This is a genomic window from Paenibacillus sp. Soil750, assembly GCF_001428045.1.
Taxonomy (GTDB): Bacteria; Bacillota; Bacilli; order Paenibacillales; family NBRC-103111; genus Paenibacillus_E; species Paenibacillus_E allorhizoplanae.
In genome coordinates, this window is the sequence record NZ_LMSD01000003.1 from 16,828 (window position 1) to 30,689 (window position 13,862).

The window sequence follows — 13,862 nt, forward strand, 5'->3', positions numbered from 1 at the left end:
CAATTGCCTATTGTTCAATTCCTTGGGACTAGCCAAGTGGTTTTCTGTATTTTCGACAGCAAATTCGTCAATGCTGTTGAAGAGGTGAACGCGACAATGTCGATAATAATCGTTATTTTTGTTATTCTGATTCCGCTAGTTATGCTTGCTAGTGCTTGGTTACTACATTCCTTTAAACATGTATTCGCAGGGGCAGCGGTTTTATGTGCGTATATATTTGGTGCAATCACTTCCATGCACGTGTACCAGATCCTTCGAGATGATACGGTTTTCATGACGAACATCCATGTTGTTTTTACGAACAAGCTGTTTCTGTTCACTGGTGGTTATTTAGGGGCATATGGGATTTATATGTTGCTGCATTGTTTTTTAAAAGGAATTCGCAGCGAGTGAAGCGGCAATTCAACGATTCCAATGCATGGTGCGTCTACTCTATATAGTGACTGTGATGTAAAGGCAGGTGGCAAAGATGAAACGAAATTATTCCCAAATCATGCGTAGAATTGGAACAGTTGGAGGGTTAATGCTCCTTATTACGGGTTGTGCGACACGTCATGAAGCTCAGCCAAGTGGAACTCCTATCCCGAGTTCACCGTCAGTTACTGTTTCGCCAACAGTGGTGCCTACCTCTACACCTATCCCGTCGGTTGCTCCTACGCCTTCGCCAACTCCGGTAGCATCGGTGAATTTTCCTAAAATGACACTGGATGAGAAGCTAGGTCAGATGATAATCGCTGGAATCGATGATTATAGTATGAATGAAGAAGCACGTAAATTGATTGCAACCTATCATGTAGGTGGCATTATTCTGTATAAGCCGAATGTGAAAGATACGAATCAATTAGTGAGCCTAGTCAATGATTTGAAAAAGACGAATACGGTGAACAAGCTTCCACTGTGGCTTGGTGTCGATGAAGAAGGCGGCAGGGTAACGCGATTGCCCGATGAAATCTCGAAAACACCGACAAGTCAGACGATTGGAAAATCGGGTAAAACCGAGTTGGCTCACAGCATCGGTCAGTTGCTGGGGAAAGAGCTGAATGCCTATGGGCTTAATATGGATTTTGCGCCTGATTTGGATATCAACAGCAACCCCAAGAACCCGGTTATTGGCGATCGATCTTTTGGCGCGAATGCAGCGCTCGTAAGTAGCTTCGGAATTCCGATGATGAATGGCATACAAGAGATGAAGGTCGTTCCGGTTGTGAAGCATTTTCCGGGACACGGGGATACGGCTGTTGATTCACATATTGGCTTACCCGTTGTTCAAAATGACCTCGCTCGCTTGCGGAAGCTTGAGCTGATTCCTTTTGCAGATGCTATTAAGCATCAGGCGGATGCGATTATGGTCGCTCATATTTTGCTGCCAAAAATAGATACGAAATACCCGGCTTCGATGTCGAAGACGATCATGACGGATCTTCTACGCAAGGAGCTTGGCTTCAAGGGGCTCATCATGACAGATGATATGACGATGGGCGCCATTGCGGAAAATTATGAAATGGGCGAAGCTGCCGTGAAGTCTGTGCTCGCGGGTTCCAATGTCGTGATGGTCGGGCACGATCCTCAGAAAGCGATAACCGTTATTAACTCCTTGCGTACCGCTGTTCAAGCGGGGCGGATTCCCTTAGACACGATTGACCAAAGTGTGCAACAGGTCTATAAACTGAAAATGAAGTATAAGCTTCAGGATCAGCCGGTAACTGTACCGGATCCGAAGCTGCTGAATGCTGAAGTTCAGCGGGTGCTTGCTCCGCTTAGTGCGAAGTAAGGGTTGGCGTCGTGGTGGTGCTGAGATGCCATGATCTCAGTCGACCACCGCACGGAAGGGTGCGGGGGGGGGGACACACAACAAACTAGCTACTTTATAACCCTCGCCCCCATCAACACAGCGTTACAATGCACCTCATTCTGCCTATGGTAAACTAGCTATTTGGGTCGGAATCACGTACATCTTTGAGATCTCGAGAAAACAGATATACGAAATAGGACTTTGGCGAGGCAGAGATGGGTCTGCATGCTGTAGTTGAATTGAAATAACTGGAAAATATACAGCTATATTGAAAGATTTCAATTGATTTTTTGATTTAAATGGAAAATATGTAGCTAAATTCTCGTTTTTCTCCTTATTGAGAGGATATTGCTTGAATTAGATGTATTTTTTCCAGTTATTCCTCGCAGAGAGGGATTATCGCCGAAAATAGATGTACTTTATACAGTTACATTTCAATTCAAGTGGGTTGAGAGCGCCTCGGACATAGGTGAAGCTGCGTCTTATACACTATCACTCAACCGCGCCCCACCCAAAAAAAACCGTCCCCCCGAGTAAACTCGGAATGACGGTTTTTTGCTTCGTTCTGCTGCTCCCGCTCCAGCTTCTAGCACGGAGGCGTGCCACCGTCTAAGATGAATTTGGCATAGGCTATAGGGTTGAAATAGGTGGCTTTCCAACACTCTTGCATATTTGCCTCACGGAAACTGTAACGTTGATCCTTCCCATTGCATTCGATAAATAAAGGGAAGCCATCGTTCGTCATAGCAATGTCGAGTCCTAAATCAGCCAAGTTTGGCAATTCTGTGCTGAGATGCTTGGCGACCAAGAGCGCGAAATTCGTCATCTGGAGACATACGGTCTCCGGGTCAAGCTGAGGATAGTGGTTATTCAAAATATCGGATAAGGAACTGACACGCCCGCCTTGCGCGACATTCGTTAAGAAATGCTTACGGGAGGCTACCTTGGCAATGATGCCAGTAACGCCCCATGATCCATCATTCCCACGCTGAACGGAAACGCGCAGGTCAAAGGGAGAACCATCTACCGTGGCAAGAGGCAGGCATTGTTGAACCATATAGCTGCTCCTTACAATCCGCCGGCGGAGAAGCAGGGGCAAGTGTTGACGGAACTTGAGTGTTCGCCAAGTCCGATTCGAAAGCTTCATGTTAACGGGATAGAGGAGTTTCCATAAGTTCCCTTGACGCTCTAATTTCATCACACCGCGTCCGATGCTAGAATTGGTTGGTTTGATAATTAATGTGTCAAACGAATCCATCATGGCCTTAACATTTTCAATTGTAGCTGGAAATGTACAGGGGAGATGCGGGCGAATGCTCTCATTTTTCATTAAGATTTCATGGATACGCATCTTGCTATAACGGTTCCAACGATTAAACAGCGTAACACCTTGCTGTGTCCATGCTTCCAAAATTCGTGCTGAAGAAGAGTCCAAATAAATGGCACGATTATGAATGACTTTAGGGAGATCAGACCATTTTCTTATAAAATGTTGGCCATCCTTTACATAGGCATATACCTTCATTGTTTTCATATGAACATCATGAATTCGGAAATAACAAGGCGTAAGGCCATAGAGTTTGCCAGCATCCTCGTAAAAACGAATGGCTTCGTATTGTGTGTTCCCTAGAGGAATACCTGCAAACAAGGAATCGTTAACTAAAATACCCACATAGGGATTACTCATTGACTTCACTCCCTCTTTAATTGGGGCTTGAATATTTGCCGAAAACGGAATCACACTTAGTTTATGGAAAAAGAACAAGACTTGTTTGTACAAATGCCGATACTTTCTTCTAAAACAAGGACAGATGCCCATGCTTTGCCACTTTATCCGCATATGTATAGAAGAAGTAGCAGAATGGGGGGAGCTCAGCCTCATTTTATCCAGGAGGTTTAGAAGTTGAAGACTAAACGGAAGCCGCAATCGAACCGTCTTGTCATTGTCACTCCAGGCTCTTTTCCTATACCCTCAGGGACTAGTAGCTCGGTTGAGCAAGTGGTTCAGAAGACAGCGGAGCAGTTGGTGAAGAGCATGCCTGTAGTCGTATTTGGACGGAAAACATCCTATCAACCTTGGAAGGAAATTCGGCAGGATGTAACGTATCAGCGAGTACCTTATCAGACACAAACTACCTATATGAAACATGTAGCTAAACAGATATCCTCGTTAAGTCCTGGTATTATTCAAGTGGATAATCGGCCACGCTTCCTTCCCTTTCTTCGTAAACGATACCCTCATTCCAAATTAAGTCTCGTCCTCCACTCTACGTCTTTTATTACTAGACCCTATATTTCTAATGCATCTCTAACCGTTTGTTTGCGTGCTGCTGATGTCATTATCGTGAATAGCGACTTTCTAAAGCGGTTTCTGCAAAAAAAAGTGCCTAGTGCTGCCCATAAAATAGTTACACACTATTTAGGTGTTGATGTTGCTCAATTTATTTCCAAATGGTCGGATGAAGGCATCAAATCTCGTATGGATATGCGCAATGGATTGGAATGTGAGCATCGCAAAATTATTTTATATGTAGGTAGATTGATTCCTAAGAAAGGTGTTCATCATCTGCTGAAAGCGATGAAAAGTGTCATAAAGAGTGAACCAAGCGCCAAGCTTGTAATCATTGGGAGTGCTTATTATGGATCTAAGAAAGAAACCAAGTATGTCAGGCAATTAGTTAAAGCAGCGAGGATGATGCCAGAGCATGTCCAATTTATTCCGTATGTGAAGCATCAAGAAATGCCTAAATGGGTCCGAATCGCCGATGTTTTTGTTGTCCCCTCGATTGGGAAGGAAGCTTTTGGACTTGTCAATGTTGAGGCCATGGCTTCTGGTGTTCCCGTTGTTGCAACTAGAGTAGGCGGTATTCAAGAGGTTGTGGAAGATGGCAAAACTGGCTATTTAATCGAACTGGGCGCCATTGACAATGAACTCCCTGAGCGTGTCATACGGTTACTGAAAGATGAAAGCCTGCAACGTAATCTGGGGGAAAACGGCATCAAGCGGGTTGATAACCTGTTCACATGGCAGCGAGCTGCTGAGGTGAGGTCAGAGTTGTACAGTCGAATGTTGAAGGAAACGGCACTTGTCTAGGTGAGCGCACATTTTTTGGGGCTAATGTACTTATTAAGGTGAGAATGAATATGTTACCAAAGATAAATCTTGGCGAATGGAGAGGAGTCATATGAATAAGCGTAAGAGCAGCACTACCCAGAAAGCGAACGTGCACAAAGTGAACGCTAACTTGAATGAATTAAAATGGCTCGATGAAGCACCAATAAAGCAAGAAAAATTGGTAGAACAACCCAAACTAATCGCGAAAACGAATCCAGCGGTGACAGAGAAGACAGAGAAGACAGAAAAGACAGAATCAAACAAAGTCTTGCATGTCTCCAAGGTTGCAGAGCAAATCACACCTGATCTGTTATTAACGGAGCGAAAAACGGGGAAATTCGTTGACCCGGTTGTCTATACAGACGACATTGTAGATGAAGCGGTAACATGGGACAAAATTGCAAGCCGATCAATCGATGACACGAAGATAAAACCGTTCAGCATTGGTGTCAGATCAATTAAGGATGGCGCGATTGAGCCTTCCAAATTAGCTCATGCAAGCGTAACCCGTCCGAAAATTGCCAACCAGGCTATCCATGATGAACATATTGCTCCAAACAGTATAGCAGGAGATAAAATTCAAGATAATTCAATATCTGGCGGAAAGCTGTCCGATAGCAGCATTACAACTGCCAAAATTGCTGATAGGTCAGTGGATGCCACCAAACTGGCAGACGCTTCTATTTTGCCACAACATTTATCAGAACTGATTATTACAAGTGACTATATTGATCAACAAGCGATCACGTCAGATAAAATCCTCAGCGGTGCTGTTCAGACGAAGCATCTGGCCAACTATATTATTGATACGGCTAAGCTCATGGACGCTTCCATCACCTCTGCGAAAATTAGAGATGGTGCTGTAACGGAAGAAAAATTGGGGATTGGCAGTATCGGTTCTATTCATATCCAGGCCGATAGTGTTCAGTCCGAACATTTAAAAAATCACTTAATTACAAGTGACAAACTCGCTGATCAGACTGTAACAAGTGGTAAGCTTGCTCCGCATGCCGTAGATTCGATGCATATCACACAATCCGCGGTGAGAGGTATTCATATTGAAGGCGGTGAGGTAACCAGTTACCACATAGCTGATCAAGCAATTCGTACTAAACATATTGGGGAAGGTGCCATAGAAACGAAGCTCATTCAAGATGGTGCGATTACCGTGGCGAAATTGGGCGAGAAGATCATAGCGAGCAAACATATAACGCCGCAAGCTATTGAGTCTGACCACTTGAACGATCAAGTTATTTCTAACAGCAAATTGCATGACGGTGCGGTCACTGCGGATAAAATTGCGCAAGGTGCCATCATCGCCAAACATATCGGTTCACATATGATAAGGACTGATCATCTAGAGGAGAATGTGATATCTAGCTCCAAAATTGCTGCAGGTTCCATCATTACAGATAAATTGGCAGAGGGGAGTGTTGCTAATTCTAAACTAAAGGATGAGAGTGTCACCTCCAACAAAATTGCCTACCGCACCATCAATTCTGCTCATCTGCAGGAAGAGATTATTGCTGCTGGTCACATCGCAAAAGGTGCGATTGGTGAGAAACAAATCGATTTGCACGCGATTCAACGCAACCATATTGCGGATGAAGCCATCACTACTAGACATATTCAGGAAGAAAGCATTACGACGAGTAAGCTTGCTGAGGAAGCCGTAACAACGGCGAAGATCGCTCCGATGTCAATAGAATCACGTCATTTGCAAGATGAAATTATCGATGGTGTTCATATTAAACAAGGGACGATTACTTCTGAACATTTGGCACAAGGATCCATTACATTGGAGGTATTCGCTGATCGAAGTCTAATGGGCAGTAAACTACAAGAAAATGCAATCACGACTGAAATCTTAGCCGACAGTGCAGTCACCGAAGAAAAGCTCGCGAATGGAGCGGTGAGCACACAACACCTTCAAGCAGAATCTGTGACGACGTGGACCATTGAAGATCAAGCCATAACGAACGCGAAGCTAGAGGATGAAGTAGTAACTTCAGATAAGTTGGCTGATGGCAGTATCATTAGTACCAAAATTTCGAGCAAAGCGGTGAATGCAGAGCATATCATCGACGGTGCGATCACCGCCTCGAAATTGGCGAATGAAAGTGTGCATGGTAGCAAGTTGGCACCTGCTGCGGTAGTTGCCAGGCATTTGGCGGATGGGTCCATCATTAGCACGAAGGTTGCTTTTCGCGCGATCAACACGGAGCATCTGGCAGAAGGAGCGGTCGTTGGTACGAAGCTGGCGAATCATAGTGTAGAAGGCTCGAAAATCATGCCTGGCACAATCACAGACGAACATCTTTCATTAGGCGTGGTGAATGGTACGAAATTGGCGCATGGTTCCGTAAGTAATCAGCATCTCCTTGCAGGAGCTATTGACTCTGAAAAGTTAGCTGTGAACTCTGTAGATGGCAGTAAACTGATGTCGGGCGCAGTGAACAATTATCATCTTGCTGATCATGCCGTATATGGTGTGAAATTGGCACCAGAAAGCGTGGATGGAAGTAAGCTGGCTTCAGGTGCTGTAAATAGTGACCATTTGGCTGATCATGTTGTAGATGCTTCTAAGCTGGCGTCGGGAAGTGTAGATAGCAGTAAAATTGTCTACGGTGCGATACAACGAGAACATTTATCGGACTTTATCATTGATGGATTGAAGCTCTCCTTGGGCTCAGTGACTAGCAGCCATCTTGCTCCTGGCTCTATTGACGGGGGGAAACTTCAAAATGCCAGCATAGATAGTTCCAAGCTAATCGAGGGAACGATCGGAAGTGAGCACCTGCAAGACGAAACCGTCACAGGTGAAAAGCTAGCTCCTAGTAGTGTGGACAGCACAAAACTCGTATTCGGTGCGGTGAATACGGAGCACCTGTCTGATGATGCTGTTACAGGAGCGAAGCTATCCGTCAACAGTATTGATGGCAGCAAAGTTATTGACGGGGCGATCGATACCGCTAAACTCGCTGATGGCAGTGTAGACAGCTATAAGCTGGCACAGGGAGCGGTAACGGATTTCCACTTAGCAACGGGCAGTATTGATGGAAGTAAGCTGCAAGCTGGGGTTATCACGAATCAACATGTTGCAGATGCCTCAATTACGGTGACGAAATTGGCAGATAATGTTGTGCGCAGCTCCTCCGGGCAAAGAAATGTGTTGCAACAGTTCGGTCTTGAGCCATTTGTTATGAAGATTCAGGATGAGACCATAGAGCTGGTACTTCATTTTGAAGAGGAATATGAGAATACAAATTATGTGTTAACAGCGATCACGAATCATCCAGCTTGTTATGTCATTGTGAGTCAAAAGTCTACAGGCAGCGCGGTGTTGTCCATTATCCGAGCCAAGTTTTCACCCGATCAACATGGCATTGTGAATTGGATGGCCATCGGTAAGAGTCATTAATCGATGTAAGATGCGAGTCCTTCCTTCAAAAAACAAAAAAAACAGTGTCTCGCACTTAAGCGAGACTACTGTTTTTTGTTTTTTGGCTATTCGATAGATAGATTGATGACCAATTTTCAATTTAGGGGTAATCGTCCAATTTCCGTCTATCACGAAAGCATATGATAGTAGAAATGGATGTGACTATGCACCATAAGAAATCATACGAACGTTCGTGAAGGGGGATGACTTGTGAAAGGTGTCGTACTTGCAGGAGGAACTGGAAGTCGTTTACGCCCTTTAACACATATTATTAACAAACATTTACTTCCAGTTGGTGAGCTGCCCATGATTCAATATGCCATTGATAAACTAAGTCAGGCAGGCATTCAGGATGTTCTTGTCATTACTGGGAAACAATCTGCGAGCTTATATGTAGATTACTTGGGTAGTGGTGACCTGTTCGGGGTGAATCTAACCTACAAGATTCAAGAGAAAGCAGGAGGTATTGCACAAGCCTTAGCATTGGCGGAGGATTTTGTGGGGGAGGGTGAGAAATTCGTGGTCATATTGGGAGATAATTTATTCCTAGATCCACTTCAGTCCATGATTGAAACCTTTTACCAGCAAGATGAAGGGGCTATGGTCATATTAAAAGAGGTGGAGGATCCTCGTAGATATGGCGTAGCAACGATGAAGCACAATCAAATTGAACGCATTATAGAGAAACCGGAGTATCCAGCCTCTCCATTTGCTGTGACGGGGATCTATTTATATGACTCTTCTGTCTTTGAGATTATTAAATCACAATCACCTTCAGCAAGAGGCGAGATGGAAATCACAGATGTCAATAATGTGTATGCAGCCACAGGTACGCTCGCCCATATGTTCTTGACAGGTTGGTGGATTGACGCGGGCACGCATGAATCGCTCTTTCAAGCCACGCTGTTAGTTAGAAAGGGGTACAGCTAATGCAGTCATTGCTTGTGACAGGAGGTATGGGTTTTATAGGAAGTAATTTTATTCATTACTGGAAAAAACATCATCCAGATGATCAAATAATTAATGTTGATTTACTTACGTATGCAGGGAATAGGGAAAATGCTAGGCTGTTTGATGGTCAAGTTGGCTATCAATTTGTGCAAAGTGATATTGGTGATGAGGCGCTCATGATGAAACTGATGCAAGGCATTGATGTGGTTGTTCACTTTGCCGCTGAATCCCATGTAGATCGAAGTATTCATGACCCTGGCAGTTTTGTAAGAACGAATGTGGTTGGCACTCAAATCTTGCTTGAGGCCGCACGTCAAGGTCAGGTTAAGAAGTTTATTCATATATCCACAGACGAAGTGTATGGATCACTAGGGGCTGAAGGAGCTTTCAGTGAAGTAACACCAATTGCGCCGAATTCTCCATATTCAGCTAGTAAAGCAGGCTCTGATTTGCTAGTAAGAGCTTACTATGAGACGTATGGATTTCCAGCTGTGATTACACGTTGCTCCAATAATTATGGTCCCCGCCAATTTCCAGAGAAGCTAATCCCACTTTTGATTACACGTGCGCTGCGCGATGAAACGATACCCCTATATGGTGATGGACTGAATGTACGAGACTGGTTATATGTAGACGATCATTGCTCTGCCATTGAACGTGTGATTGAAGCTGGTGTGCCGGGAGAGGTCTACAACATTGGTGGTCAGAATGAGCGAACGAATTTGGAAGTTGTCCAGAGCATTTTGAAGCTGCTGGGCAAACCTGAATCTTTAATTCAATATGTGGCGGATCGGCTTGGACATGATCGGCGATACGCCATCGATAGCTCGAAGATACGTCGCGAGTTAGGGTGGACACCGGCTTACTCATTTGAGAAGGGCCTGCAAAAGACACTAGAGTGGTATGTAAGTGAAAACGAGTGGTGCGCCCGTATTGCAGACGGTTCGTACCGTGTAGATAAAGAAGCTGATCACAGGTGAAAATCGTTATTACAGGTGCCGGGGGGCAGTTAGGATATGACCTTAAGCGAGTGCTGAGCCAGATGCATGAAGTTATCTCTTGGGGGAAATCGGAATTGGATGTTAGACAAGAACAAGAGGTCATGGAGAAGCTGTTGAACGAACGACCGGATGTTGTTGTTCATGCTGCTGCCTATACCAATGTAGATAGAGCTGAATTCGAGAAGGAGTCTGCCTATCAAGTGAACGCTTTGGGTGCTCTTCATCTTGCGCAGGCTTGTGCGATCGTTGGGGCCAAGCTCGTCTATGTCAGTACGGATTATGTATTCGATGGCACGAAGCAAAGTCCCTATAAAGAGACGGATGTACCCAATCCGCTCAATAGCTACGGACAATCCAAGCTTCTTGGGGAGAAATTCGTTGCCATGACTTGCATGAAGCATTTTATTGTACGAACCTCTTGGTTATATGGTCAGAAAGGAATGAATTTTGTAACTAAAGTATTGGAGAAGGCGCGAGAGAATCTGACTTTATCCATCGTGGATGATCAATTTGGCTCGCCGACCTATTGCTTGGATCTGGCCATTTTCATTCGTGAGCTTATTGAAACGGACCGATATGGTCTCTATCATGCCTCGAATCAAGGCGTATGCTCCAGATATGAATTCGCCTTGCATATCCTCCAAGCGGCTGGCATGGCGCATATTTCCCTGAATCCTGTGCCTACGCACGCTTTCCCGCCAGCACCAGCTGCAAGACCTATGTATACCGCATTTGCACACAATGCTATGCAAAGCAATGGGTTTGAGCCTATGCGAGATTGGCGAACGGCGCTGGATTTCTTTCTACAGGTAGATTATTACGATACAGCAGTTAGGGCTAAGAGGGTGAAAGATACATGGTAATTCGTAACCGCATAGCGGAGGGGCGCATTCAGGGATTTCAAGCTGGAAGAGAAAGTGGCTTTCGTATGGGGAGATGCCAATATGCTCTCGACACCTGCTATCCAGCACCCACACCGCTGAGAGAAGCTAGTGTTTTATTTATTGTTCAGGGTATCTTCGATGCCATTGACAAAGGAATTATTCATGGTCTGCAACAAACAGTCCGAGTTGTATACACAGCCACGGCTGCGGATATGCTCCGATTAGCGAATGAGCTTAAACCAAATCTGGTGCTTGTCATGAATGGGCTTCATGTTTTCCCTAATGATCATGCTAATCATGTGGATCAAGTAAGACAGATGGGGATTCGAACTGCCATTTGGTTTGCGGACGATCCCTATTTTACTGATCAGACAGACGCATTAGCCCCTCACTATGATTATGTATTCACGCATGAAATGTCTTGTGTACCGTTCTATCAGGGTATAGGCTGCAGGCAAGTTCACTACTTGCCTTTGGCGGCTAACCCAACTGTGTTTAAACCTCAGCCTATTAGCCCTAACTACCTAAGCGATATCTGCTTTATAGGTACGGGCTTTCCTAACCGAATTGCTCTCTTCAATGAGTTAACTCCCTTCTTGATAGGGAGAAAAGTGGTTATTGCTGGGGGATTATGGGATCGTTTAGATCGCTTCGCCTTGCTTCAACAAGGGATTAAGTTAGAGGGCGTTCCGGTCGAAGAGTCAGTGAAGTATTATAATGGTGCCAAAATCGTCCTAAATATTCACCGACTTACGTATGATGCAACCTACAATAAAAACAGCAGAAATATACCGGGATATTCCATTAATCCGAGAACCTATGAGATCGCGGGATGTGGAACCTTGCAAATAACGGATTATCGCCATGATCTGGAGCAGCACTATCGGCCTGGACATGAAATCGAAACCTTCCAACATACGGGAGAGCTTCTTCATAAACTAAGTCATTATTTAATTCATGAGGAAGATCGATTGCGTATTGCGATTAATGGGATGAGAAGAACACGAATGGAACATTCGTTTGCAAATCGTTTAGTTAAGTTGTTGGACATTGTATTTGCTTAGAAGGGAGTGAGGGGTGTGAGTTTTATCAATAGTGCGCATGCTCGGGAGCGCGGACTTGCTGATGGGAATCAATTAGGTCGCGCTAATGGAGTCAGGATGGGACAATGTGAAGCGATCATGCAAAAAGCGGCTCGTGACCGTGCGCCAAGTCCTGTCTGGGACGTACGTGTGCTGTTTGTTACATCGGGCAAAGGGTATCCCTACGAGCCATTGGATCTCGCTGTTATTAACGGCCTTCGGCCTATAGTTCGCGAGTTGATTATAGGAAACTGTGACAAGGATCTGATCCGTATCGGGAATCCAAAAGCCAATGTCGAAACGCTTGCAGCGAGGTACCGACCTGATGTGATGATTGTTTTAGAGGGGATGAATCTCTCCTTGGATGTTGTTGATCGGGTTCGCCATATGGGGATTCGGACTGCCATATGGCTAACTGATGATCCCTATTACACGGATATTACTGCTTCCTATGCGAGGCACTATGATTATTTATTTACCTTAGAAGTGAATTGTGTACAGTTATATCGGGAGATGGGATGTCAGCAGGTTCATTATTTACCTCTAGCCTTTCAACCGGAAATGTTTCGACCAAGACCAGTGCCAAAAGGTGTCCACCGCGATATTTGTTTTATTGGCTCGGCTTACTGGAACCGTGTTGGCGTGTTCAATCAGATTACACCGTTTTTAGCGAGCAAACGTATCATTATCTCAGGAATTTGGTGGGAACGGTTGAAGAAATATCGCCTGCTTGCACCTCAAATTCAATTGAATACGTGGATGTCGCCAGATCAAACCGCCACGTTCTACAATGGGGCGAATATCGTCATTAATATGCATAGAGCTTTCGATGACCAATCGTATAACCACAACTCTCGTCGAATTACCGGCGCCTCTCCTAATCCGCGAACATTTGAAATTTCCGGTTGTGGGGCTTTTCAATTGACAGACATTCGGGATGATTTAGTCAATTTCTATACGCCAGACTATGATATCGTGACGTATGCATCCACAGAAGAAATGCTTTACAAAATGAATCATTATTTAATTCATGAAGAGGAACGTAAGCAAATAGCCATGCGTGGGCTCTATCGCACGATGCGAGATCATACCTATACCAATCGACTTATTACGATGCTTTCCATCATATTTGGACCTAGATAAAGGCTGAACAATGAAGTTAATGAAATTGACTTGAAGAGAACCATTTTAGAAAGATGAGGTGTAGAAATTGATCACGAAAAGGAAGGTTCACAAGCTGACCATAAGCAGAAAGATTCGAAAGAAGCGAGTGGGATCGCCAAGAAAGGTAGGTCTAAAAAAGCGTAACCTTATTAGAAAAAAGGGACGTGCCATTCGTCGGTTGAGGCCACTCGCAAGGCGAAAGGGAAACCGCAGATTAGTTCGTCGTCTGATCCGATTTCCTAGACGTAAGGGGAGTCGAATCATAGCTCGTCGCCGCAAAGTCCCGCGCCGTATTATCCAAAGTCCAAGAGCCAGGAGAGCCCAACTGGCCTATGACCGAGCCTTCAATGAAGCTTACAATGCGAGCTACGGTGTTGGCTTCGCAGAAGGATATACGTGGGAGCTTACGAATCCAACGATTGCTTAAAGTG

The 13,862-nt window shown here is 44.7% G+C and carries 11 protein-coding genes; 10 read left to right on the top strand and 1 reads right to left on the bottom strand.

All coding sequences use genetic code 11. The features are described 5' to 3' along the window. Positions 1-96: 96 nt before the first annotated feature. Together ASL11_RS04370 and nagZ are read left to right on the top strand one after the other, a co-directional pair. On the top strand, positions 97-393 hold the full coding sequence (locus tag ASL11_RS04370; protein ID WP_056610215.1) for a hypothetical protein: 297 nt from the start codon (positions 97-99) through the stop codon (positions 391-393). Between the two features lie 76 nt (positions 394-469). Further along, complete coding sequence (gene nagZ, locus ASL11_RS04375) at positions 470-1,771, top strand: beta-N-acetylhexosaminidase (protein WP_056610217.1); 1,302 nt, start codon at positions 470-472, stop codon at positions 1,769-1,771. Between the two features lie 607 nt (positions 1,772-2,378). Here the strand turns inward: nagZ and ASL11_RS04380 are convergent. After that, the gene (locus tag ASL11_RS04380) at positions 2,379-3,479 is read right to left on the bottom strand and encodes a YheC/YheD family endospore coat-associated protein (protein WP_056610219.1); all 1,101 of its coding nucleotides are present in this window, start codon (positions 3,477-3,479) and stop codon (positions 2,379-2,381) included. Between the two features lie 216 nt (positions 3,480-3,695). Between ASL11_RS04380 and ASL11_RS04385 the strand changes: the two genes are divergently transcribed. The 8 genes from ASL11_RS04385 to ASL11_RS04420 all read left to right on the top strand — a co-directional run bounded on the left by ASL11_RS04385 (position 3,696) and on the right by ASL11_RS04420 (position 13,858). Next, a complete protein-coding gene (locus ASL11_RS04385) occupies positions 3,696-4,886 on the top strand; it encodes a glycosyltransferase family 4 protein (RefSeq protein ID WP_056610222.1) in 1,191 nt (396 codons plus the stop codon). Between the two features lie 91 nt (positions 4,887-4,977). Continuing rightward, positions 4,978-8,328: a WIAG-tail domain gene (locus ASL11_RS04390; RefSeq protein WP_056610225.1), complete on the top strand. Its 3,351-nt coding sequence runs from the start codon at positions 4,978-4,980 to the stop codon at positions 8,326-8,328. 231 nt (positions 8,329-8,559) lie between these two features. After that, a complete protein-coding gene (locus ASL11_RS04395; RefSeq protein WP_056610227.1) occupies positions 8,560-9,279 on the top strand; it encodes a sugar phosphate nucleotidyltransferase in 720 nt (239 codons plus the stop codon). Further along, the gene (gene rfbB / locus ASL11_RS04400) at positions 9,279-10,280 is read left to right on the top strand and encodes a dTDP-glucose 4,6-dehydratase (RefSeq protein WP_056610230.1); all 1,002 of its coding nucleotides are present in this window, start codon (positions 9,279-9,281) and stop codon (positions 10,278-10,280) included. Before ASL11_RS04395 ends, rfbB begins: the two co-directional genes overlap by 1 nt. Then, positions 10,277-11,164 (top strand): dTDP-4-dehydrorhamnose reductase, encoded by an 888-nt coding sequence (gene rfbD, locus ASL11_RS04405; protein ID WP_056610233.1) that lies wholly within the window; start codon positions 10,277-10,279, stop codon positions 11,162-11,164. The genes rfbB and rfbD overlap by 4 nt, the downstream gene beginning before the upstream one ends. Beyond that, positions 11,158-12,249 (top strand): CgeB family protein, encoded by a 1,092-nt coding sequence (locus ASL11_RS04410; RefSeq protein WP_056610238.1) that lies wholly within the window; start codon positions 11,158-11,160, stop codon positions 12,247-12,249. Before rfbD ends, ASL11_RS04410 begins: the two co-directional genes overlap by 7 nt. A gap of 15 nt (positions 12,250-12,264) precedes the next feature. Next, entirely contained in the window at positions 12,265-13,410 is a 1,146-nt protein-coding gene (locus ASL11_RS04415) for a CgeB family protein (protein WP_235550373.1), read from the top strand. A gap of 67 nt (positions 13,411-13,477) precedes the next feature. Then, a complete protein-coding gene (locus ASL11_RS04420; protein WP_056610244.1) occupies positions 13,478-13,858 on the top strand; it encodes a hypothetical protein in 381 nt (126 codons plus the stop codon). Positions 13,859-13,862 lie beyond the last annotated feature (4 nt).